The sequence below is a fragment of the Halosimplex amylolyticum genome, assembly GCF_051414035.1.
Classification (GTDB): Archaea; Halobacteriota; Halobacteria; order Halobacteriales; family Haloarculaceae; genus Halosimplex; species Halosimplex amylolyticum.
Genome location: NZ_JBLKNW010000006.1, coordinates 194,490 through 215,788, shown reverse-complemented (window position 1 = coordinate 215,788; position 21,299 = coordinate 194,490). Strand labels below are relative to the sequence as shown.

The 21,299-nt window shown below is 66.7% G+C and carries 22 protein-coding genes, 1 tRNA gene and 1 pseudogene; 16 read left to right on the top strand and 8 right to left on the bottom strand.

Features of this window, described 5'->3' with window-relative positions; genetic code table 11:
- A complete protein-coding gene (locus ACMGFE_RS20825) occupies nt 1-201 on the bottom strand; it encodes a VNG_1110C family protein (RefSeq protein ID WP_436927210.1) in 201 nt (66 codons plus the stop codon).
- 187 nt (nt 202-388) lie between these two features.
- Here ACMGFE_RS20825 and ACMGFE_RS20820 point away from each other — a divergent pair, with 187 nt between their 5' ends.
- The 6 genes and pseudogenes from ACMGFE_RS20820 (at nt 389) to artA (ending at nt 7,563) form a co-directional block, all read left to right on the top strand.
- Nucleotides 389-1,498, top strand: a complete 1,110-nt coding sequence (locus ACMGFE_RS20820; protein ID WP_436927209.1) for an OBG GTPase family GTP-binding protein — start codon at nt 389-391, stop codon at nt 1,496-1,498.
- Nucleotides 1,495-1,932, top strand: a complete 438-nt coding sequence (locus tag ACMGFE_RS20815; RefSeq protein ID WP_436927208.1) for a TIGR04206 family protein — start codon at nt 1,495-1,497, stop codon at nt 1,930-1,932. The genes ACMGFE_RS20820 and ACMGFE_RS20815 overlap by 4 nt, the downstream gene beginning before the upstream one ends.
- Before the next feature lie 47 nt (nt 1,933-1,979).
- Entirely contained in the window at nt 1,980-2,732 is a 753-nt protein-coding gene (locus ACMGFE_RS20810) for a VOC family protein (protein ID WP_436927207.1), read from the top strand.
- 588 nt (nt 2,733-3,320) lie between these two features.
- Nucleotides 3,321-3,413, top strand: a pseudogene (locus ACMGFE_RS20805) (surface glycoprotein); the annotation flags it as partial.
- 93 nt (nt 3,414-3,506) lie between these two features.
- Nucleotides 3,507-6,383: a DUF7282 domain-containing protein gene (locus ACMGFE_RS20800; RefSeq protein WP_436927272.1), complete on the top strand. Its 2,877-nt coding sequence runs from the start codon at nt 3,507-3,509 to the stop codon at nt 6,381-6,383.
- Between the two features lie 172 nt (nt 6,384-6,555).
- Entirely contained in the window at nt 6,556-7,563 is a 1,008-nt protein-coding gene (gene artA, locus ACMGFE_RS20795; RefSeq protein ID WP_436927206.1) for an archaeosortase A, read from the top strand.
- Here the strand turns inward: artA and dph5 are convergent.
- Nucleotides 7,552-8,331 carry a diphthine synthase gene (gene dph5 / locus ACMGFE_RS20790; RefSeq protein ID WP_436927205.1) on the bottom strand — a complete coding sequence of 260 codons (780 nt, stop codon included), beginning with the start codon at nt 8,329-8,331 and terminating at the stop codon, nt 7,552-7,554. The two genes, artA and dph5, sit on opposite strands and share 12 nt — an antisense overlap.
- 124 nt (nt 8,332-8,455) lie before the next feature.
- Between dph5 and ACMGFE_RS20785 the strand changes: the two genes are divergently transcribed.
- The 4 genes from ACMGFE_RS20785 (at nt 8,456) to ACMGFE_RS20770 (ending at nt 10,588) form a co-directional block, all read left to right on the top strand.
- Nucleotides 8,456-9,442, top strand: a complete 987-nt coding sequence (locus ACMGFE_RS20785) for a class I SAM-dependent methyltransferase (RefSeq protein ID WP_436927204.1) — start codon at nt 8,456-8,458, stop codon at nt 9,440-9,442.
- A gap of 90 nt (nt 9,443-9,532) precedes the next feature.
- Nucleotides 9,533-9,607: transfer RNA gene (locus ACMGFE_RS20780), tRNA-Thr, on the top strand.
- Nucleotides 9,608-9,960: 353 nt separating this feature from the next.
- Nucleotides 9,961-10,137 (top strand): hypothetical protein, encoded by a 177-nt coding sequence (locus tag ACMGFE_RS20775; protein ID WP_415381201.1) that lies wholly within the window; start codon nt 9,961-9,963, stop codon nt 10,135-10,137.
- An 88-nt stretch (nt 10,138-10,225) separates the two neighbouring features.
- Nucleotides 10,226-10,588 carry a hypothetical protein gene (locus tag ACMGFE_RS20770; protein ID WP_436927203.1) on the top strand — a complete coding sequence of 121 codons (363 nt, stop codon included), beginning with the start codon at nt 10,226-10,228 and terminating at the stop codon, nt 10,586-10,588.
- A 16-nt stretch (nt 10,589-10,604) separates the two neighbouring features.
- Here ACMGFE_RS20770 and ACMGFE_RS20765 read toward each other — a convergent pair whose 3' ends face one another.
- Nucleotides 10,605-10,847, bottom strand: coding sequence for a DUF7385 family protein (locus ACMGFE_RS20765; protein ID WP_436927202.1), 243 nt, complete (start codon nt 10,845-10,847; stop codon nt 10,605-10,607).
- A gap of 38 nt (nt 10,848-10,885) precedes the next feature.
- Nucleotides 10,886-11,755, bottom strand: coding sequence for a cytochrome c oxidase subunit 3 (locus ACMGFE_RS20760; protein ID WP_436927201.1), 870 nt, complete (start codon nt 11,753-11,755; stop codon nt 10,886-10,888).
- Nucleotides 11,756-11,965: 210 nt separating this feature from the next.
- On the opposite strand from ACMGFE_RS20760, the gene ACMGFE_RS20755 reads away from it, so the two are divergent.
- The 4 genes from ACMGFE_RS20755 to ACMGFE_RS20740 all read left to right on the top strand — a co-directional run bounded on the left by ACMGFE_RS20755 (nt 11,966) and on the right by ACMGFE_RS20740 (nt 14,796).
- Nucleotides 11,966-13,348 carry a hypothetical protein gene (locus ACMGFE_RS20755; RefSeq protein ID WP_436927200.1) on the top strand — a complete coding sequence of 461 codons (1,383 nt, stop codon included), beginning with the start codon at nt 11,966-11,968 and terminating at the stop codon, nt 13,346-13,348.
- A 3-nt stretch (nt 13,349-13,351) separates the two neighbouring features.
- On the top strand, nt 13,352-13,618 hold the full coding sequence (locus ACMGFE_RS20750; protein ID WP_436927199.1) for a DUF7410 domain-containing protein: 267 nt from the start codon (nt 13,352-13,354) through the stop codon (nt 13,616-13,618).
- Nucleotides 13,619-13,802: 184 nt separating this feature from the next.
- Nucleotides 13,803-14,087 carry a DNA-directed RNA polymerase subunit L gene (locus ACMGFE_RS20745; RefSeq protein ID WP_436927198.1) on the top strand — a complete coding sequence of 95 codons (285 nt, stop codon included), beginning with the start codon at nt 13,803-13,805 and terminating at the stop codon, nt 14,085-14,087.
- An 85-nt stretch (nt 14,088-14,172) separates the two neighbouring features.
- A complete protein-coding gene (locus tag ACMGFE_RS20740; protein ID WP_436927197.1) occupies nt 14,173-14,796 on the top strand; it encodes a hypothetical protein in 624 nt (207 codons plus the stop codon).
- Between the two features lie 16 nt (nt 14,797-14,812).
- On the opposite strand, the gene ACMGFE_RS20735 is transcribed toward ACMGFE_RS20740, so the two are convergent.
- The gene (locus ACMGFE_RS20735) at nt 14,813-15,478 is read right to left on the bottom strand and encodes a DUF502 domain-containing protein (RefSeq protein ID WP_436927196.1); all 666 of its coding nucleotides are present in this window, start codon (nt 15,476-15,478) and stop codon (nt 14,813-14,815) included.
- 237 nt (nt 15,479-15,715) lie between these two features.
- On the opposite strand from ACMGFE_RS20735, the gene ACMGFE_RS20730 reads away from it, so the two are divergent.
- Nucleotides 15,716-16,255 carry an HTH domain-containing protein gene (locus ACMGFE_RS20730; protein ID WP_436927195.1) on the top strand — a complete coding sequence of 180 codons (540 nt, stop codon included), beginning with the start codon at nt 15,716-15,718 and terminating at the stop codon, nt 16,253-16,255.
- Between the two features lie 197 nt (nt 16,256-16,452).
- Nucleotides 16,453-18,288, top strand: a complete 1,836-nt coding sequence (gene glmS, locus ACMGFE_RS20725; protein WP_436927194.1) for a glutamine--fructose-6-phosphate transaminase (isomerizing) — start codon at nt 16,453-16,455, stop codon at nt 18,286-18,288.
- A gap of 181 nt (nt 18,289-18,469) precedes the next feature.
- Here the strand turns inward: glmS and ACMGFE_RS20720 are convergent, their stop codons facing one another.
- The 3 genes from ACMGFE_RS20720 to ACMGFE_RS20710 form a co-directional block, all read right to left on the bottom strand.
- A complete protein-coding gene (locus ACMGFE_RS20720; protein ID WP_436927193.1) occupies nt 18,470-18,739 on the bottom strand; it encodes a hypothetical protein in 270 nt (89 codons plus the stop codon).
- Nucleotides 18,740-19,061: 322 nt separating this feature from the next.
- Nucleotides 19,062-20,045, bottom strand: coding sequence for a glycosyltransferase family 2 protein (locus ACMGFE_RS20715; RefSeq protein WP_436927192.1), 984 nt, complete (start codon nt 20,043-20,045; stop codon nt 19,062-19,064).
- Nucleotides 20,046-20,140: 95 nt separating this feature from the next.
- Entirely contained in the window at nt 20,141-21,085 is a 945-nt protein-coding gene (locus ACMGFE_RS20710) for an NAD-dependent epimerase/dehydratase family protein (protein ID WP_436927191.1), read from the bottom strand.
- Nucleotides 21,086-21,299 lie beyond the last annotated feature (214 nt).

Sequence of the window (21,299 nt, the reverse complement as noted above, 5' to 3'; positions counted from 1 at the left end):
TCAGGCGACGGAGATCCCGTTGCGCGCCAGGAAGTCGCTCGCGCCCTTGATCTCGACAGGGCTCCCGATGATACGCACCCGACACTCCTCCTCCCGGATCGTCAGCGTGAACCGCCGTTCCAGGTCGTCCTGCAGTCCGTCGACTGCACCCGCCGGCAGGAGGATCTCCGTGCTGTCACGGAGTCGCGTCGGGTCAGGCATGATCGATCCTGTTCGGCTCTCGTCGTATTAGTTTGTCGAAGTGATTCATCCGCGCGCGAAATTAGTTCTCGCGGACACGACCGGCTATGCGACCGCGACGAGGACGGAGACGCGACCGCGGTACCGAGGGGACCGCGTCCGCTCCGGAAGAACACCTTTTTCGGTACCGCTTGCCGACTCACTCCTAATGGGGCTCGAAGAGGAGATCCGCGAGATCGAGGAGGAGATCGCGACCACGCCCTACAACAAGTCCACCGAGAGCCACATCGGTCGACTGAAAGCGAAGCTCGCGGAGAAAAAGGAGAAACTGGAGAACCAGTCTTCGGCCGGCGGCGGGTCGGGGTACGCCGTCGAGAAGACCGGCGACGCGACCGTCGCGCTGGTCGGTTTCCCCAGCGTCGGCAAGTCCACGCTCCTGAACGCCCTCACCAACGCCGAGAGCGAGGTCGGCTCCTACGAGTTCACGACGCTCGACGTCAACCCCGGCATGTTGCAGTACAACGGCGCGAACATCCAGATGCTCGACGTGCCCGGCCTCATCGAGGGCGCCGCGGAGGGGCGCGGCGACGGGCAGGCCGTCCTCTCGGTCGTCCGCACGGCAGATCTGGTCGTCTTCGTCCTCTCGGTCTTCGAGATCGACCAGTACGCGCGCCTGTCCGAAGAGCTGTACAACAACAAGGTTCGCATCGACACCGAACCGCCGCGCGTCACCGTCCGGAAGAAACACAAAGACGGGATCAACGTCACCGCGAGCGCCGATCTCGACCTCGAAGAGGAGACGATCAAGAGCGTCCTGCGCGAGCGCGGATACGTCAACGCCGACGTGAACATCGGCGAGCAGGTCGACATCGACCGCCTCCTCGACGGCGTGCTCGACAACCGCGAGTACCTCCCCTCGCTGGTCACCGTCAACAAGGCCGACCTCATCGAACCCGACTACCTCGACACCGTCCACGAGCAACTGCGCGAACACGACATCGACCCCGAGGAGACCATCTTCATCAGCGCCCAGGAAGAGAAGGGCCTCGACGCGCTCAAGGAAGCGATCTGGGAGGAACTGGGGCTCATCCGGATCTACATGGACAAGCCCGGGCGCGGGGTCGACTACGACGAACCGCTCGTCCTGCGCGAGGGCGACACTATCGAGGACGCTTGCGAGAAACTCGGCGGCGAGTTCGAGGAGCGCTTCCGGTTCGCCCGCGTCTCCGGCCCGAGCGCGAAACACGACGAGCAGCAGGTCGGGATGGACCACGAACTCGCCGACGAAGACGTGCTCCGAATCCTGACAACGCGATGAGTCGACGGTTCGGTGCCTGGCCGACCGAAGCCGCGTCACCGCGAGTCCTCGCCGTTCTCGCCGCCGGGCTCGTTCCCTGGCTGGTCGTGCCCTACGAGGGCGGCGTCAGTCTGACCTTCTCCGTCGCGCTCGTCGCGCCCGAGACCCTCTCGGTGACGTCCGTCTACCACTACGTCTTCGTGTACACGCGCGACATCCCTCGGGCGCTGCTCGCCTGGCCGATCGCGACGCTGCTCTACGGCACCGGTGTGGTGAGCGCGACACTGGCACGCGTCGACCGCGAAGACCGGCGCGTGACCGCCGGGCTGTTCGCCCTGGCGGCGTTCGACGTGTGCTACGCCGCGATCGGCTTCTCCTCGGCCCGCGCCGGCGTCTTCGCCATCCCCCTTGGGTCCGCCTTTCTCGCGCTGGCGGCGTGGACGAGCCGGCCCTGAGTTCCGGGTTCGGTATCCTTTTCGAACTGGCTACCCAGAATTCGGACATGGACGGAACGCTTGACCACGTAATGATGCGGGTCGAAGACCTCGACGAGTCGCTCGAGTGGTACCAGACGCACCTCGGCTACGAGGAGAAGGGCCGCTGGGAGGCCGACACCTTCACCAACGTCTTCCTCGGTCCGGAAGACGTCCACGACGACGGCGCGCTGCTCGAACTCACGTACAATCACGACGGCCGGTCGTACACGATGGGCGACGGCTGGGGCCACATCGCCGTCCGCGTCGAGGACGTCCACGACGCCTACTACGAACTGATGGACGCAGGCGTCGAGGACTATCGCCGGCCCGAGGACAACCCCGGGTACGCGTTCGTCAAGGACCCGGACGGCCACGAGATCGAGATCGTCGAGCGCGACTTCGGTGCCCGCTGGAGCATCGACCACACGATGGTCCGCGTCGAGGACGCCGACGAGCACCTCGGGTGGTGGACCCGGAAGTTCGAGTACGAGCACACGGGCCGCTGGGAGGCCGACACGTTCGCGAACTACTTCATGGAACCCGCGGACGCCGCCGACGAAGCGATGGCCGTCGAACTCACGTACAACTACGACGGGCGCACGTACGAACTGGGCGACGCCTGGGGCCACCTCGCCGTTCGCGTCGACGACCTGGACGAGGGCTGGGAGTCGCTGATGACTCGCGAAGCGGAGGACTACCGCGACCCCGAGAGCTGCGACAACAACTACGCCTTCACCAAGGACCCCGACGGACACGAAGTCGAGATCGTCACGTCGTAGGGGAGATTGAACGGCCGCGAACGAAGTGAGCGGCCGCCTTTTTGCCCCATCTTTTTGCACGAGTGGGTCGCGAGCACAGCGAGCGACCCCGAGTGGAAAAAGGTGGTCGGGAAGGACCCCGACGGACACGAAGTCGAGATCGTCACGTCGTAGACCGGCTCGGTTCCCCGCCGCGAACGACCCGAGTGGAAAAACGGGGCCGGGTCGGAAAGGGAGTCCCCATCGGCGACTCCGGTTGACTCGTCGACAGACACCATATCCATCCGGTAAGCCCTACTTACGGGGCGATCTCGGTACTTAATACCCCTGCCCGTCATCCCCCTGTGGGACAGGCGTCTGACACATCTCTGGGTGCACGTGAATGTGTCACATACGCGTTCTACGGGCCGATTTGCGGGGCGAGACGCCCGTTCCTCCCGGTGCCGTGACCACAAAGCATTTATAACATCCGACGCTCGTTCATACCGTACCCCTACCCATGGCTGCAGTATCGAGTACACCACTGCTGGTTCGGCGCGGCCGACTACCGGTCGCGTGTCCGCGTGGTAGGAAAGTTGCTGTGGCCGCTGACAGAAGTTCAAACAAACTATGACAGGAACCAACGACAAACTTCGCAGTTTGTTCCTGACGGTGCTGATGGTCGTGTCCGTATTCGCGGGCACCGTCGCACTCACAGGAACAGCCGCTGCCGTTGCCAACGCTCCTGGCGTTAACTCCGCCATCGAGGACGAAGGCAGCGACAACGGTGATATTCGTATCGAATTCAACCAGAGCGTGAGGAAGTCCAGTTCCGCCGGTGCGACCGCACTTGACGAGAACGACTTCACCGTCTACGTCCGCCAGGCTGGGACTGACGACTTCACGGAGTACAACGCCTCCACCCGCGACGAGGTCGACGAGCAGTTAGACAGTGCCGATGTCACGCACGACATCAACACTGACGACACCGTCGTTACCCTCGAGGGTGACAACACTTGGGGCGACCTGAGCCCGGCCGACGAGGTCGTGGTCAACGTTGGCAACAACAGCGAGATTGCCAGCTTCGACGGTCCGCTCGGTAACACGGACAAGAGCAACTACATCGCGAACGCCACGATCGGCAACATCACGGTCGAGACGGCGTCCGGCGAGCTCGACCAGAGCGATGCCAGTTCTCACAACTCCCGAAGTAGCGCCCAGCGCGTCTACCAGGGTCAGAACGTCCGCTTCAACGCGGAATCTGCAGACACGCCGATCCTGCTCCGCAACGTCGAGACCGGAGAGATCGTCCTCGACGGTAGCACGGGCGAGAGCAGTTCCATCGTCTTCGACAGTGCCGACCTCGAATCGGGCACGACGTACCGCCTGATCTTCGACGAAGGCGACGCGACTGACGAAGCCTCCAAGTTCTTCAACGTGACGTCGCTCCGTCTCTCGGCCTCGCTGGACGAGGACGGAACGATGTTCGAACACAACGAGGACGCGGAGATCACTGTCAGTGGCAGTGCTATTCGCGGCGACGCGCCCGTCGCCATCACCGTTGAAGGTGAGGACACGGAGCGCGAGCGGATCAGCTTCGACAACCGCGGCGAGTTCGAGGAGACCTTCAACTACCAGACTGACCTCAGCGCCGGTGACTACTCGGTCACCGTGACCGACGTCCGAACCGGTGCCGAAGTCACCGCTGGTGAGTTCTCCGTCGACAGCTTCCCGACCGCGAGCTCCGCCTCGTTCGGTGGCGGTGTCTTCGAGGAGGAACGCGGTGACGTCGTCGAGATCCCGATCAACCTTCGCAACAGCGAAGAAGGCGCTCAGGCTACCGTGCAGGTCGGTAGCAAGGGCGAAGTCAACTACGTGACGAACGTGACGGTTGCCGACGAGGACGGAGACGGTGAGGTCGTCCTCGAGTGGAACACGTACATGTCCGGCACGAACATCTCTGAGCGGATCTTCTCCGCGCAGGGTGCGGACAACGTCACGAACTTCGGTAACGAATCCGGCCAGTTCGTGCAGGACCTGCGCGAAGCTGCGCTGGAGAACGACGAGCTGAACCTGGCCAACGCTGACGACCAGAACATCAGCTACGCCCAGGTTGCGACTATCGACGCGGCCTCGTACGACCTCGCGGTCGTCGCGAACGACGAGGACGACGACCTGAACAACTTCAACTTCACTGACGTCGACGAAGACGACGTCGGTGCGGTCTCGATCAACTCCCGCTCGACCGAGAGCAGTGACGTGTGGGTCGTGCCCGCGGGCAAGACCGACCAGGTCGACGCGCAGTTCATCGACGAGAACACTGACAACACTGAGGACGACATCGACGGCAACCTCACCCAGTCCGACCAGGCGACCACCGACGAGCTGATCGTCCACCAGGTCTCCGCCTCGGGTCTGGAAGGTATCCTTCGCAACCGCACGGACGCGGGCGCGAACGCCACGGTCGCGTTCCTCAGCGAGGACAGCAACTACGTCAACGACCAGGGCCTCGAGAACAAGCTGCCGGCATTCGACGCTGGCTTCGAGGAGCTGGACGTTCAGGCGAACCGTGAAGCCCGTTCGTTCAACCTCGACAAGTCGAACACGCTGGTCATCCCGGACTACCAGAACGACACCTACTACGTCGCTGTGAAGCTCAGCGGCGTTGACGAGGACCTTCTGGTCAACAACGAGGGTTACAACGCCAGCTTCGGCTTCGAAGAGTACGACTCGATCGGCCCGGTCCTCGGCGGCGAGGGCGGCGGCACGGTCGACTCCGAATGGACCTACTACGAGGCAGACGCCTCGCTGATGACCAACGCGGACGACGAAGTCGTCATCCGCAACCAGGACGGGCAGACGCTCCGCGGCGACACGAACGTCGCTCCGGGCACGAAGCTCGGCCTGCGCATCAACAGTCAGTCGGACACGAGTCCGTTCCTGACGACGCTGAACACCCACGTCGACGAGGACCGCACCTTCGCGGCGACGGGTGACTTCAGCGAGCGTGGTGCGGGCATCAACTTCACCGTCAACGTGCGCCGCGGCGGCGACACCATCGGTGGCCCGTACGACGGTCGTATCCTCGCCGAGCCGACTTCCTCGGTCTCGTTCAGTGACCAGGCTGTCGCCGAGGAGAACCAGGAAGTTCGCGTCGAGTCTGTCACGCTCTCCGACGGTGGCTTCGTCGCCATCCACTCGGGTAGCGCGAGCGGCGACGTGATCGGTGTGAGCGGCTACCTCGAGGCCGGCACGCACTCCAACGTGCGCATCGACCTCGACACCCCGGTCAACGACACGACCACGCTGGTCGCGATGCCGCACCTCGACGACAACTCGAACAACCTGTACGACTTCCCGGAGGCCGACGCGCCTTACTCGGTTAACGGCACGGCCGTGACCGACAGCGCCGAGGTCTCGCTGGACACCGAGACGCCGACTCCGACGCCGGAGCCGGACACGGACACGCCGACGGACACGCCGGAACCGGACACGGACACGCCGACGGACACGCCGGAACCGGACACGGACACGCCGGAACCGGACACGGACACGCCGGAACCGGACACGGACACGCCGGAACCGGACACGCCGACGCCGACCACCGCTGACGGTGGCCCCGGCTTCGGTGTCGCCGTCTCGCTCATCGCCCTGCTCGCTGCTGCGCTCCTCACGGCGCGCCGCCGCGACTAAGGTAGAATCATCGGGCTGACGCCCGACTCGACCCATTCGACATTTTTTCGATGCAACGTCGATAGCGACGGCCGTACGATTGCGATCTGTTCTGGCCAGCCGCGCCCGTGCGCGCGACGGGCACGTAACGACAAAGCATATAGCCGCGATCACAGTAGATGGGGATAGACAGATGATCGGCGGCGTACTCGCGGGACTGGAATGGGCCACGCAGTTCTCCGATCCGCTCGCGTGGCTGGTCCTCGCGGCGTTTCTCGTCACTGCGGCGCTCGACTGGCACGGCGAGCGGGAAGCCGCCCGCTACGCGGGCGTCGCCGGATGGGGGCTGTTCGGCGTCTTCTGGTTCAGCCTCATCTACCACTTCGCGTTCGTCCAGAAGAGCATCATCGAGGGAGTCGGATCGCTCGTGGCCGTTCCGGCGGCCTTCTACGTGGGGTACCTCCTCTGGCAGGGGCGGGACTCGCTGTTCGTCCTCTCGCGCGCGGTGTTCCTGATGGGCGTCGTGTTCTTCCCGTTCGAATCGATCCCCGTCCTCCGACAGCTCCTCGTCGAGACGGTCACGCGACAGACGGAGTTCCTGATGGCGCTGACGGGCCACCACCCCGAAGTCGTCAACGGAGCGCAGCTAGATCTCCCCGGTATCGACCCCGACCCGTACCGCAACACGTTCGTCTTCGTGAACGACCTCCCGTACACCGCGGGCGAGGAGAGCCATCGGATCACGTACACCATCCTCCTCGCCTGCACGGGCATCGGGAGCATGTCCATCTTCGCCGGGCTGATAGCGGCGGTAGAAGCGCCGTGGCGGCGGAAGTTCCGCGCACTCGCCGTTTCGCTCCCGGTGATCTACGTGCTCAACCTCTTCCGGAACGTCTTCATCGGACTGACGTTCGGCGAGCAGTACCTGCACGTGTTCCCCGACCTCGTGTTGACGCTCTTCGGGAGCGAGGAACTCCCGCGCGTATCGTATTTCGTGGGGGACCGCATCGTCGCCCAGAGCCTCTCGGTCGTGGCGCTCGTGGGCATCACCTATCTCGTCGTCCGGGAGCTCCCGGAAGTGCTGGCGATAATCGAGGACCTGCTGTTCGTCGTCACGGGCACGGAATACGACCTCGGGACGGCGCTGGAGGCCCCGTCGGCACCAGCCGAGGCGAGCGCCGAAACGCCGTCAGACGACTAGTTCTTCGAGCGCTTCGGTCGGCGCGTCGGCGAGCGCGGCGAGTGCGTCCCGTTCCATGAGGTGGAGGTCGCCGGGGATCACGAGCAGGTGGAGCGGGTCGCCGAACGATTCCTCGGAGAGTGCGGAGAGTCGGTCGGCCCGGACGACGGGGGCTGGACTCCCGGCGCGGGCGACGACGACGCCGAGGACGTCGTCGTACGCCTCGGCGAGACGGGCGGTGGCCTCGTCGGCGCGCATGTAGTCGTCGTTCGCGGCGTCGATGTCGAGGAAGATCAGGGTGTGGAGCCCGCGTTCACGGTTGTCGTCGACCGTTTCGAGGACGCTCTCGGGGAGGGCGTCGCCGGCGTGCGAGCGCTCGAACGGGAGCGTGGTCGCCTTGCCGAAGCGGTAGTTCTGCAGGCCGGTGAGCGAGCTGGCTGCGGCCTGTGCGGTCGTCCCGTGGACGACGCGCGTCTCGATGCCCCGGTCGTGGGCACGGAGTCGGAGGTCGGTGTGCGTCGTCGAGATCATCGTGTCTCCGGCGGTGAGGAAGACCACGTCGGCGTCGACGGCGTCGTCGAGGATATCGTCCGGTTTCTGTTCGACGCCGGCGCGGTCGCGGACTTCGATCTCGGTGTCGTGGTAGGCTTCGAGGTCGGCGACGGTCGCGCCGGCGAGCTTGCTGGTGTAGAACTCGGCGACGACGCGGTCGGCCGCCCGGATCGCGTCGCGGCCGGCGACGGTGACCGAGCGCTCGTCGTAGAGCCCGAGTCCGACGAAGGTGAGCATACCGTGGGTCTCTCGCCGAGCGGATTAAGCCCCCCGAACGACGGCAGCGACGGAGTGAGCCGCGTTCGGTGGGTCCCGAGCCGGAAGCGTCAGGCTTACCGCTGAACGCCGACCAACCCACGGTATGGACGTCTCCTGCGTTCGGGTGCCTCGCGAGGACGGCGAAGCGACCCGTCGACGCCTCGCCGACGCCGACCTGATCGCCGAGGACTACGAGATCGAGGTCGCCGACGGTGCCCTCTACATCCCGGTCAGCGACGAGGCCGCGGTCCCAGACGAGTTCGAGATCGTCGTCCGGGGGGCCGAACGGCGGGAGACGCAGACGATGCCGGCGGACAGTCTCTCGTTCGACCCGACCTACGAGCGACTCGGCGACGTGGTCATCGTCGACGAGGACGACCCCGAGCGAGCGCGGGCGCTCGCGGACGCGATCGTCGAGTCGGACCTGCCGGTGAAGACGGTCGTGAACCGCGCGTCGAAGGTCAAGGGTACCGAACGGGTCCGTGACTGGGAGGTGCTGGCCGGCGAGAGCACGGAAGCGGTCCATCGCGAGTACGGTTGCGAGTTCGCGCTCGACCTCTCGACGGTGTACTTCTCGCCGCGACTCGCGACCGAGCGCCACCGCGTCACCGAGCAGGTCGCCGAGGGCGAGCACTTCTTCGACATGTTCGCCGGTGTCGGCCCGTTCGTGATCCCCGCCGCCAAGCACGGGGCGACGGCCGTCGGCGTCGACATCAACGAGGCCGCGATCGAGTACCTCCGGGAGAACGCCGAGCGAAACGGGGTCGCGGACCGCGTGACAGCCATCTGCGGTGACGTACGCACGGTGGCCGATGACTACGAGGGGTGGGCGGACAGACTGGTGATGAACCTGCCCCACAGCGCCGACGAGTTCCTCGACGCGGCGGTCGCGCTCGCGGGCGCGGAGTGCGTCGTCCACTACTACGACATCCAGCACGAGGACGACCCGTTCGGTCCGGGCGAGCGTGCGGTCCGCGAGGCGGCCGAACCCGAGTACGACGTGACCGTCGAGACGCGCCACACCGTTCGGTCGTACGCCCCTCACGAGGAGAACGTCTGCCTGGACGTGCGACTGACGCGAGCGGAGTGAGTCTGGGTCACAGACCAGTCCCGATTCGCAATCCTTATTGCGGTTATCGGCGCTACGTTGAGGTGGAGCGAGGCGCTGTGCCCCGAACGCGCCGGTGTAGCTCAGACTGGCTAGAGCGAATCCTTCGTAAGGATTAGGCCGAGGGTTCAAATCCCTCCACCGGCTTCCTGCTGCGAACGAACGTGAGCAGCGGACGCCGGCGGATTTGAATCAGGGAACGGAGCGAAGTGGAGTGACCGTGGTTCACTCCCCCCACCGGCTTCCTGCGTCGTCGCGAACGATCGTGAGCGACTGCTCGGAGCGGCGAAGCCGCTCCGGTGAACGAACGTGCGGAGCGAAAGCCGGGTGCGGGATTTGAATCTGACCACGAGCGGCGGCCGGGAGCGGCGTGAACGTGGTTCAAGTCCAGTCACCACAGCAGAGTCCGATGTTCGCCCGTCACAGGACCGAATCGCGGCGTGGACGTTCGGGTAGCTCCGACCGGTACCATCAAGCGGGTTCGGACGCTCGTCGAGAGTATGCGGTCAGAGGACGACATCCGGGAACGGATCGCCGAACTCGAAGACGCGTACGACAGAACGGACCCGCCGACCTCGGAGCTGGAGGACGAGGCCGAGGTCGCCATCCTCCGGGCTATCGAGGAACTAGAGTGGGTGCTCGAAGAACACGAGGCCGACGCCGGCTTCACGACCTGACGCGGCCCGTGAACGGTACCGGACAGCGGCCGCGTCGGACGCACGATTCGGCTGTCGACCCGGAACCGCGTCTGCCGTCGGTCGAACAGTGCTCACCGTGATAGGGATGCGGCGCGACGCGTCGCTCGCAGCGGCGAGTGGAGTCGCGCTGCTGGCCGTTCTCGCGGTCACGGAGTCGCTTTCCCTGCTGGCAGAACCACGGAGCGCCGCAGCTGGCGTCGCGGCGGCACTGGCCGTCGAAGCGCTGTTCGTCGCCGAGACGCCCGCTGGCGACCTGTGGGAACGACCCGTGGTTCAGATCGGCAGCCTCGTCGCGCTCGTGGCCGGGGGCGCAGTGGCAGTCGCCGTCGACGGTCACTGGCTCGTCGCCGCGGCCTGCTGGGGCCTGGCGACCTACTTCGTCCTGCTCGCGCTCCTGGTTGCGGGCGTCTGGAATCCGGCGGCGTCCTGAGAACCGGCGGAGGCGATCAGTGAGTGAGCAGCAGGATCTGGTCGTCGGTGCGGACGACGCAGAAGGAGGTCCCGGGGTCGCCGAAGGTGTTCTCCCGTCGCTCGGAGACGAACAGTTGCTCGAAGACCTCGCCGCAGGCGGGACAACCGAACTCGTCGCGGTTTTCGAGGTGCATCGTCCCCCGATCCTGCTTGCGGAGCTTCAGGCCGTGGCGGTAGTCGTGCACGTCGAACCCGTCTTCGACGTCGAGTGATTCCATGTCCGCGAGAAGGGGAGAACGGGCCTTGAAACTCCCGCTCAGAGCGTGGCCGCGGCGCCGACGTAGAGGACGACGACCAGGAACACCCAGACGACGTCGACGAAGTGCCAGTACATCGAGACGGTGCTGACCGAGGTGTGGCGGTCGGCCGAGTACTGGCCCTTGAATCCGCGCAGGAAGACGATGCCGAGGAGGACGGCGCCCATGGTGACGTGCAGGCCGTGGAGGCCGGTCAGCCCGTAGAAGGCCGACGCGAAGGCGCCGCCGGTGAGCGTGAACCCTTCGTTGACGATGAACTCGTAGTACTCCAGGACCTGGCCGCCGATGAAGATGATCCCGAGCACGAGCGTGAGGCCGAGCAACTGGAGGAACCGCGAGCGGTTGTTCTTCCGGAGCGCGACGTGCGCGAAGTGGAGCGTGAAACTGCTGACGATCAGGATCGCCGTGTTGGCGAGCACGAGGCTGCTCAGCAGGTGCGGGAGGTGCTCGGGCGGCCACGTCCCCGCGCGGATGAAGAAGTAGTAGACGAAGCCGGCGCCGAACGTGGCGACCTCCGTCACGAGGAACAGTATCATCGCGAGCCGGAGCGTGCCGCCGCCGTGCTCGTCGGTGCCGCCTTCCCAGAAGTTGACGATGAACGCGTGGTACAGCCAGCCGTAGAGGCCGACGAGGAAGAGGAGGACGCTCGCGATGGCGGCCCCCGGGCCGAGCATCGGCCCGACGAGCGGTTCGTCGCCCCGGCCGAGCACGAACAGCGCGGCCGCGACGTAGATGCCCGCCGCGCCGACGGCGGTGACGAACGGCCACCAGCTCGCCTCGCCGAACCCACGCGGCCAGTCCTCGACCGCGGGCAGGTGGTGACCGCCGTGGTCCCCGTGGTCCTCTGTCGTATCGTCCGCGAGACTCATACGTCTCGCTTGCGCCAGCAACACTAAAAACCCTCTCAAACCGTCCGCGGCCGGCCGCACTCTTACGATCGTTCGTGTGAGATCCCGAACTCGTTCGGCCCCCGCGGACAAACAAGTTCGGGTCGGGCGCGGTCGGTATGCTGACTCGCGTCGGAGTGCTCTCGAAGGGTTTCGATACTTTCAGGCGACGGGGGAGCGAACCCCCGGCAGATGGGACGACGCACGCGCTGGTCGGGGCTGGTCGGGGTCGCGCTCGCTGCGCTCGTCGCGGTCGCGACGCGGCCGGCGCTCGCACACGGCGGGTCCCTGGGCGGTGCCGCCCGGGAGTCGCTGACCGTCCCGACGTGGCTGATGCTCGCCACTGGCGGAGCGGTCGTCGGGGCCTCTTTCCTGCTGGCGAGTTTCGCGACCGACCGCGAAGCCGTCGACGCGCTCGTCGACCGACGCTGGACCGTCGGCCTCCCGGCCCCGACGGCACTCCGGTGGGCCGCGGGCGCACTCGGTGTCGTGGTCCTCGTCGGCATCGTAGTAACGGGGTTCGTCGGGCCGAGCGACCCGCTGTCGAACCCCGCTGTGGTGATCGTCTGGGCGGGCTGGTGGGCCGGGTTCGCGATGAGCACGTACCTCCTCGGCAACGCCTGGCCGGCGCTGAACCCGTGGCGGACGGTCGTCGCTGCGCTCCCGGAGCTGGGCCGGACCTATCGGTGGCGCTTCGGCGCGTGGCCGAGCGTCGCGGGCCTGCTCGCGCTCGTCTGGATCGAAGTGGTCAGTCCGCTGGCCGACGAACCGCCCGTCCTCGCCGTGACGGTCGTCGCGTACTCGGTCGTGACGCTCGCCGGCGCCGTCGTCTACGGGACCGAGACGTGGTTCGGCGAGGTCGACCCGGTCGCCAGGGTGTTCCGCTACTACGGCGCCGTCGCGCCGATCGGCCGCGGCGACGACGGGTCACTGAGCCTTCGTCTGCCCGGCGCCGCGCTCACCTCGGACCTGCTGGACGGGGTGGACGACGCGGCGTTCGTCGTCGCGATCCTCTGGGTGACCACCTTCGACGGGTTCGTCGCCACGCCGGCCTGGCGCGACCTCGCACGCGGTCTCGTCGGCCTCGGCTACCCGCCGGCACTGCTCTACCCGGGGGCGATGATCGCCGGCTTCGCGCTCTTCCTCGGCGTCTACCTGCTGGCGTCCCGGCTCGCCCGCCGGACGGCGCCCACCTACGTCGCCAGCGCGACGCTCGCGCGGCGGTTCGCCCCGCCGCTTCTGGCCATCGCCGCCGGCTACCACGTCGCGCACTTCCTGGGCTACTTCCTCTCGTTGATCCCGGCACTGTTCGCGGCGGTGACGGCGCCGCTCGCGACGGTGAACCCCGGGCTTATCGTCGTCCCCGGCTGGTTCGGTGGCGTCGCCATCGCGGGCGTTCTGGGTGGTCACCTCCTGGCGATCCTCGCCGCTCACGCCACGGCCTTCGATCTCTTCCCCGGCCGCCTGCAGGCCATCCGCAGCCAGTACCCGTTCATCGCCGTGATGATCGGCTACACCATGGCGAGCCTCTGGATCGTGACCCGACCGGACGTGCCGCTCCCGTACCTCTCCTGACCAATGACCGACGAACAGACCACGTACGACGTGCCGCCCGATCGGACGCCAGTCGAGTGCGAGTACTGCGGCCGCCCCCTGGAGAACGAGGGGTTGCTCGCGCTCCACCGCGGGCAGGTCCACGCGGACGTCATCGGCGACGAGGAGCGCGCGGCGTACGAGTCGACCCACGAGGCGGAGACGGGCCAGCTGCGCCGGTTCAGGCTCAAGGCGCTGGCCGTGCTGATCCTCGTCTACTTCGGGCTGTTGATGGTGTACGCAGTCGTTTGAGGCGGCTCCGGGGACAGGTGACGGCGCGGGCGACCGGAGCGACGTGTGGTCACGGGCCGAGCGGTGTGGTCGCGAGCCGTGTAGCGTGTGGTCGTGACCTGAGCCGGGTGCGGTCGCGAGCCGAGTGGCGAGTATCTGGGGCGGGAACGTAAGTTTGATGCGCGCGAACGCGCTGGATACGGGTATGGAACTGCGGGTCATCGAGAAAGAGCCGACGATGATCTCTATCGAGATCGCGGGCGAAGACCACACGTTCATGAACGTGCTGAAGGGCGCGCTGCTGGAGACGGAGGGGATCACAGCGGCGACGTACGACGTGAACCCCGAGCAGTCAGGGGGCCAGACCGACCCCGTGCTGACGATCAAGACCGACGAGAACACCGACGCGCTCGACGCGCTGGAGACCGGGGCCGACCGCGTCATCGAGAAGTCCGACTCGCTGCGCGAGGCGTTCGAAGCGGCCGCCTGAACGACTGGATTTCCCGCCGGTCTCCGCATCGCCCGCGAGTCGCGACGTGCGTACCCTTTTGACTCGTTCTTTCCTACAGCGGTGCATGGACACGGGACGAGACGACGCGTCCGGGGCGGCCGCGAGGCGTGCTGACGGCGGCGGCGACCGCGAGACCGGACGCGATCCGGACGAGGAGCCCGACATCGACGACGTCCTCGACGACCTGGAGGTCCTCGAAGAGATGGTCGACTCCCGGGAGGAGCGCGAGCAGGTCCGCGAGGCGATGCGGACCGCGCGACGGGCGGGCCGGCCCCGAGTTCTGGGTCGGATCCGCGACTCGTTCGACCTCCGGGACGCGGGCGAAGCGGTCGTCGGCGCGTTCGTCTTCGGCGTCCCGATGATAGTCGAGGGTGGGACCCTGGAGATCGGCGAGTCGATCGCCGGGTCGGTCCCCGAACTCGCGGTGACGGCGCTGTTCGGACTCGTCGTCGCGCTCGGCATCCTGTACGCCGCGCGCTTCGAGGAAGTCGAGTCAGACCTGCTGTTCGGCGTCCTTCCGCGGCGGTTGCTCGGCATCCTCGCCATCGCCGGCGCGATGTCCGTGGGACTGATGACGGTCTGGAGCCGCGTGGACTGGAGCGAACCCGACGTCGCGTTCGCCCAGTGTCTCGTGACCGCCGTGGTGATGGTCGTCGGCGCGTCCCTCGGCGACGTGCTCCCGGAGTGACCGCTCGCGGCGACGCTCAGTCGGTGTGCTGCGGGTCGGCCACTGTGCGTTCGTCGTAGGCGTCGAGCGGCTCGTCGTCGTTGCCGATCCCGGTCGTGACGATCATTCGCATCCCCTCGCGGACGCTCATGTCCGTCTCGTGGATCTGCGACTCGGGCACCATCACCAGCCGCCCGGCTGTCGGGTTCGGGCTGTTGGGGAGGAACACCGAGTACGCCCGTTCGCCCGCGACCTCGTCGATGCTCGCCCGACCCTCGCCGGTGACGAGGCCGATGGAGTAGACGCCCTCACGGGGGTACTCCACCAGGACCGTCCGCTCGAACTGCGACCCGCTCTCGACGAGCGAGGTCGCCACCTGGCGGACGCTCCCGTAGATGGTGCTCACGAGGGGGACGACGTTGATCGTCCGCCCGAGGTTTCCGAACAGGTGTTTGCCGACCGACCACTGGGCCACCAGTCCCAGGGCGGTGATAACGGAGACGATGAGCAGGACGGCCAGGATCTGCGCGGCGAGTTCGACGTTGGCCGCCGTCTCGATCAGGCCGAATTCGCTCACGACGGGGTTGATGAACTGGAGCGACCACGAGACCAGGATCTGCATGATGTAGAGCGTGACCGCGAGCGGCGCCACGAGGATCAGCCCGGCGACGAAGCTCTCCTTGAGTCGACTGGTCGGGCGCATACCCCCAGGTTGGCGCCGGCGACCAAAAGGGTGTGGGCGAGCGGTATCGGGCGCTTACCGCCCGATCGACCGCTCGTTACCGGTGCTTTTTCGAGCGTTACCTCCCGATTCAGGCCTACTACTACCGGGTGATCCCCGTGAACGGTCGGGGTCGGTTAAGAGCGTCGGGTGGTTTGCCTCCCCACGGTGACACGAGATCGCACGCAGCCGAGGGAGGAACCAGCCTTTTCCGAGTGGATGGAACGAACGGAGGAGCGCTTCGAACGCGCGAACACGCGACGGGTGACCGTGTTCGTCCGGTCGATGCTCCCGCCACTGGGCGCGAAAGGCGCCCAGGAAGCGCTGATCCGCGGACTGAACGAACTCGAAGCCGACGGGGAACTCGACGAGGTATCGGTCGAGGTCACGGGGGACCGGCTCTGTCTCTGCGAGACGTGCGTCGAGACCGACGCGGGATCGTCGCTGCTCGAATCCGTCGGCGAGCTCGACGGGTGGGGCCGGGAGTTCGACGCCTCGGTCAGTCGCTTCTTCGAGCGGCGCGAGCTCGATTCGACCATCAGCGGCGAGACCGCCCGCGCCCTCGTTCCGCCCCGGGTCGCGGTCGCGCTCTACTGTGACGGGACGCTCGCCGGCGCGTTCCCCTGCGAGATGGGCGACGCGGCGGTCGCGACCGGCGACTTCGTCGATGCGCTCGCCCAGTTCTGCGACACCGACACCCCGACATCGGGCGGTAAGCGCCCGTTACGTGTCGATCCGGCCCCGAACAGCCCGAACTGACAGCGGATCGACGAAGCCGTCGCGACCGCGGATTCGGCGTCCCTGTACGGGTCACTTACCCGACGCGCCCACGCGAAAAACAGCTACATAACAATACTGTACTCTCGGGTAAGCGACCGTATGGAAGAGTCGGCTGTCAGAGACCCCGCCGCGACCGCGTTCGACGAGTCCGAACCGCTCGAAGAGAGGTGGCGCTGATGTGCGGTATCACCGCCACCGTCGGTGCCGACGACGCGGTGTCGAGACTCCTGACCGGCCTCGAGAACCTCGAGTACCGGGGATACGACTCGGCCGGCGTCGCGGTCGCGAACGGGAGCGGCGTCGAAGTGGTCAAACGGGAGGGACAGGTGGAGGAGCTCGTCGACCTCCTCTCGTCGACGTCGATCGACGGGAGCGTCGGGCTCGGACACACCCGCTGGAGCACGCACGGGCCGCCGACGAACGCCAACGCCCATCCGCACACGGACTGTCGCGGCGAACTCGCCGTCGTTCACAACGGGATCATCGAGAACCACGCCGAACTCCGCGAGCGCCTGCGAGCCGCCGGCCACACGTTCACCAGCGACACCGACACCGAGGTCGTCCCGCACCTCGTCGAGGAGTACCTCGCGACCGGTGCGGGCATCGAAACGGCGTTCCGGCGCGCGGTCGCCGACCTGTCGGGGAGTTACGCCATCGCGCTGATCCACGAGGACGAGGACGCGGTCTACGCCACTCGACAGGGCTCGCCGCTGGTGTTCGGCCTCGCGGACGATACTCCGGGATCGTCGAGCGACGAGACGTACTATCTCGCCAGCGACGTGCCCGCGTTCCTGGAGTTCACCGACTCCGTCGTGTATCTCGAAGACGGCGACGTGGTCCGCGTCGCTCCCGACGGATACGACATCACGGACCGCGAGGGGGCGCCCGTCGAGCGACCGGTCGAGACCGTCGAGTGGTCGTCCGACGACGTGGAGAAGGGGGCGTTCGACCACTACATGCGCAAGGAGATCGACGAACAGCCGACGGCCATCGCGCAGGCGGTCCGCGGCCGGGCCGCCGACGGCCGCGTCGCGTTCGAGTCGCTGCCCGACGGGGCGTTCGCCGACGTCGAGCGCGTCCAGTTCGTCGCTTGCGGAACGAGTTATCACGCCGCCCTGTACGGCGCCCAGCTGCTCCGTGAGCGCGGTATCTCCGCCCGCGTGTTCCTCGCGAGCGAGTACGCGATCACCGCCCCACCGGCCGACGACGGGACGCTCCTGGTCGGTGTGACCCAGAGCGGCGAGACGGCGGACACGCTCGCCGCGCTCCGTCGGGGCCGCTCGGAGGGACTCCGGACGATGGCGGTGACCAACGTGGTCGGGTCGACGGCCGCTCGCGAGTGCGACGACGTTGTGTTCATCAGGGCCGGTCCCGAGATCGGCGTCGCGGCGACGAAGACGTTCTCCTCACAGGTGGTCACGCTGGCGCTGCTGGCCGAGCGGATCCTCCGGGACGTGGCGGGCTCGCACAGCGAGACGGCGCCCGAGCTACTGGACGCGCTGTCCGACCTCCCCTCCGCGGTGAGCGCGACGCTCACGGACTCCTCGGCCGAGGCCATCGCCGACCGCTACGGGGACAGCGACGCGTACTTCTTCATCGGTCGGGGGACCGCACACCCGGTGGCGCTGGAGGGGGCACTCAAGCTCAAAGAGATCTCCTACGAACACGCCGAGGGGTTCCCCGCCGGGGAGTTGAAACACGGGCCGCTCGCGCTGGTGACGGCGAACACGCCGGTGTTCGCCGTTGCGACGGGGGCACACACCGAGAAGTTACTCGGGAGCATCGAGGAAGTGAGTGCGAGGGGGGCGCCCGTGATCGCGGTCGCCCCGCGATCCGAGCGCGCGGTCGCCGAGGCCGCCGACGACGTGTTGTGGGTGCCAGACTCCCATCCCGAGCTCGTCGGCCTCCTGGCGAACGTCCAGCTACAGCTACTCTCCTATCACACGGCGACGTTGCTCGACCGACCGGTCGACAAACCGCGCAACCTGGCCAAGAGCGTCACCGTGGAGTGACCCGTTACGGCGTTGTCCGAGACGGCCTCGCGACCGGGGGTTCGTATCCCGCCACAGCCGTGGAGCGACCGAAGGGAGCGAATCAGCACGGCGGGATTCCCGAACCAGGGAGGTCGCTGTTTCGCGAGCGGAGCGAGTGAGGAAGCGTCCGACCGAGAGTCGAATCCATACACGCGGAGGCTCATCGCTTGTCCGTCAGGTCGCACACCGAACCCTTGTCCGAGACGATGAAGGCGTCGTCGCGGAGCTGGTCTTCCGAATTCGGCAGGAAGATCACCTGATCGGGGTTGTCGACGACGTTGATCTTCTCCCACGCGATCATCTCGTAGCCGAGATTCTCTTCGAGGTCGGGGTCGACCGGCTGGTCGCGCCAGTTCGTCGGCAGTTCGGTCTCTCCCCGCGTCGTCTGTTCGTCCGTCCACATGTCCGCGTTGTCGTCTTCTTTGGTCATGGTTCCTCGTACACTCGTCCCGGGCCGACCGGCCGTCGCCCGCTTCGACTCGGGGTCACGTTTCCGGTAATGCCCACCTACTCGTATAACGCTACTGTCCATATGAAACCTGTTGGCCTGTACGAATTCCATACTTTGTACCCAGATACGTGCGTGGTACGTACCACGATTCGTGGTACCGTGACACACGAACGGCGGACGAGAACGACCAGATTATCGGGCGGACGAACGAGCGTAGCACCGCCCTTCCCGCGATAAGCGGCTCTTACCGCCGAGTTGAGACAGTTTACTGTGATTCACCGCGGCCGGTGCGCCCGCGGAATCAGGTCGGGGCCGCGCCTGCGACGCCGGTCAGGTGTTTGTTCGATCGCTTATCCAGAGCCATTGCCAGGACGAGGAAGATCAGGCCGAACGCGAGGGTCGGGACCGCCGGCACGTCGAGGTCTGTCAGGACGCCGACGGCGCCGCCGACCGTTCCCGTCGTGAGGGCGCCGAGCGCGAGGACGTAGCAGAGCGCGACGGGATGCATCCGTTCGGAGAGGTACTTCGACCGGATGCGCCACAGGAAGTTGCGGAGCAGCATGCCCGACACCCGCGGGACGTACGAGGAGTAGTCGATGTCGCTCTCCTCGTCGCCGTACACCGCCGGCGTCGGCACGTCGACGACGCGCATGTCGGCGACGTTGAGTTTGACGAGCAGGTCGTTACAGTAGCCGTAGAACTCGTACATGTCGTCGACGTCGGCGGCCTCGATGGCTTCGCTCGAGATGGCCGTGTAGCCGTTCTGCGGGTCGCCGATCTCCCAGTAGCCGCTGGCGATCCGCGTCAGGTACGTCAATACGACGTTCCCGACGTACCGAAATCGGGGCATCGAGTCGGCGTGGTCGCCGAGCAACAGCCGGTTGCCCTTGGTGTAGTCGGCGCGGTCGTCGACGACCGGCTCGATGATCCGCTCGATGACGTCCGGGTCCATCTGGCCGTCGCCGCCCATGACGGTGACGACCTCGATGCCGTCCGCGTGAGCGCGCTGGTAACCGGTCTTTATCGCGCCGCCGACGCCGCGGTTCTCCTCGTGCTGGATGGGGACGACGCGTCGCTCGGTGCCGCCGTCCCCGACGAGCGCGGCGGTCGGAGGGTTCTGCCTGGAGGCGTGTTCGAGAATCTCTTCCCACGTCTCGTCCGTGGAAGCGTCGTCGACGACGTAGATCCTGTCGACGAACGCCGGAATAGTGTCGATGACGTCGCCGACGAACCCCGCTTCGTTGTAAGCCGGAACGACGACGCCGATTGTCGAGTCCTGATACATAAGCGTGTCTGGTGGACGCGCTGTCATACGGGCACAGCGTGTTTTGTTATACCGCCCATACGACCGGAACGTGCCGGTTTCGCCCGCTCGCGCCCTCAGTTCGTGACGCTCGCGCGTTCGACGAGCGTCTCCAGGCCCTCGCCGAACGAGAGCGACGGCTCGTAGCCGAGCTGGCTCCGCGCGCGCCCGATCGCTGCACGACTGTGCTTGATGTCGCCCTCTCTCGGGTCGCCGTACGCGATGGAGCTGTCGGAGTCGACGAGCCGAGTGACCTGCTCGGCGACTTCCTGGATCGTGGTCGCGGTGCCGGTGCCGACGTTGTACGCCTGGCCCGTGTCGCTCGTCGTCCCCGCGAGCAGGTTCGCCTGGACGACGTCCTCGACGTGGACGAAATCGCGCGTCTGCGTGCCGTCGCCGTGGACGGTCAGGACCGCGTCCGACCGCGCGCGGTCGAGGAACGCGCTCACGACGCCGCTGTATCCGCCGTCGGTCCGCCCCGGCCCGTAGACGTTGAAGTAGCGCAAGGCTACGGTGGGCAGACCGTAGAGATCCTCGTACGCTCGCGTGTGCTGGTCGGCCGCCAGCTTGTCGATGCCGTACGGCGACGACGGGGTCTTCCGGTCGGACTCGTGGATCGGCAGGGTGTCGGGCTGGCCGTAGATCGCCGCGCTCGACGCGGTGACGACGCGGGCGTCCTCGCGACGGGCGGCGTCGAGCACCTTCACCGTTCCCGACGCCGTTCGGCGATGGGCCTCGACCGGCGACCGGACCGACGTCCGCACGTCGGCCAGCGCCGCCTGGTGGAAGACCACGTCGACGCCCTCCATCGCGGTCTCGACGTCGACGGAGTCGCGCACGTCGCCCTCCACGAACTCGGCCTCCCCGGGGACGTTCGCCGCCTCGCCAGTCGAGAGGTCGTCGAGAACGGTCACGTCGCAGTGGTCGGTCAGCGCAGCCGCGAGGTGACTGCCGATGAATCCGGCCCCGCCGGTCACGAGCACCGACTGACCGGCCAGATCGCTCGCGGGATCACTCGGCACGGTCGCTCACCCCCGACGCTCGACGAGCGATCGTCGTCGGTCTCGCCACGCCGTCGCCGTCGTATCCGGTCCGTCCGTGCGGAGTCACCGCGTCAGTCTCTGGCATTGAGGTGAGTGGCGACGGTCGTCCTCATTGTTATAGATCTCCTTTCCGAACCGTAGCCGCCGCCTTCGGTCAGATCACGAACTGATACCGGCAATTTCGGGCGTCGAG

Bases quoted from the DNA above. Each gene is read 5' to 3' on its own strand.
- ACMGFE_RS20825 (WP_436927210.1), bottom strand. From the start codon at position 201: ATGCCTGACCCGACGCGACTCCGTGACAGCACGGAGATCCTCCTGCCG.
- ACMGFE_RS20820 (WP_436927209.1), top strand. From the start codon at position 389: ATGGGGCTCGAAGAGGAGATCCGCGAGATCGAGGAGGAGATCGCGACC.
- ACMGFE_RS20815 (WP_436927208.1), top strand. From the start codon at position 1,495: ATGAGTCGACGGTTCGGTGCCTGGCCGACCGAAGCCGCGTCACCGCGA.
- ACMGFE_RS20810 (WP_436927207.1), top strand. From the start codon at position 1,980: ATGGACGGAACGCTTGACCACGTAATGATGCGGGTCGAAGACCTCGAC.
- artA (WP_436927206.1), top strand. From the start codon at position 6,556: ATGATCGGCGGCGTACTCGCGGGACTGGAATGGGCCACGCAGTTCTCC.
- dph5 (WP_436927205.1), bottom strand. From the start codon at position 8,331: ATGCTCACCTTCGTCGGACTCGGGCTCTACGACGAGCGCTCGGTCACC.
- ACMGFE_RS20785 (WP_436927204.1), top strand. From the start codon at position 8,456: ATGGACGTCTCCTGCGTTCGGGTGCCTCGCGAGGACGGCGAAGCGACC.
- ACMGFE_RS20775 (WP_415381201.1), top strand. From the start codon at position 9,961: ATGCGGTCAGAGGACGACATCCGGGAACGGATCGCCGAACTCGAAGAC.
- ACMGFE_RS20765 (WP_436927202.1), bottom strand. From the start codon at position 10,847: ATGGAATCACTCGACGTCGAAGACGGGTTCGACGTGCACGACTACCGC.
- ACMGFE_RS20760 (WP_436927201.1), bottom strand. From the start codon at position 11,755: ATGAGTCTCGCGGACGATACGACAGAGGACCACGGGGACCACGGCGGT.
- ACMGFE_RS20755 (WP_436927200.1), top strand. From the start codon at position 11,966: ATGGGACGACGCACGCGCTGGTCGGGGCTGGTCGGGGTCGCGCTCGCT.
- ACMGFE_RS20750 (WP_436927199.1), top strand. From the start codon at position 13,352: ATGACCGACGAACAGACCACGTACGACGTGCCGCCCGATCGGACGCCA.
- ACMGFE_RS20745 (WP_436927198.1), top strand. From the start codon at position 13,803: ATGGAACTGCGGGTCATCGAGAAAGAGCCGACGATGATCTCTATCGAG.
- ACMGFE_RS20740 (WP_436927197.1), top strand. From the start codon at position 14,173: ATGGACACGGGACGAGACGACGCGTCCGGGGCGGCCGCGAGGCGTGCT.
- ACMGFE_RS20735 (WP_436927196.1), bottom strand. From the start codon at position 15,478: ATGCGCCCGACCAGTCGACTCAAGGAGAGCTTCGTCGCCGGGCTGATC.
- ACMGFE_RS20730 (WP_436927195.1), top strand. From the start codon at position 15,716: ATGGAACGAACGGAGGAGCGCTTCGAACGCGCGAACACGCGACGGGTG.
- glmS (WP_436927194.1), top strand. From the start codon at position 16,453: ATGTGCGGTATCACCGCCACCGTCGGTGCCGACGACGCGGTGTCGAGA.
- ACMGFE_RS20720 (WP_436927193.1), bottom strand. From the start codon at position 18,739: ATGACCAAAGAAGACGACAACGCGGACATGTGGACGGACGAACAGACG.
- ACMGFE_RS20715 (WP_436927192.1), bottom strand. From the start codon at position 20,045: ATGTATCAGGACTCGACAATCGGCGTCGTCGTTCCGGCTTACAACGAA.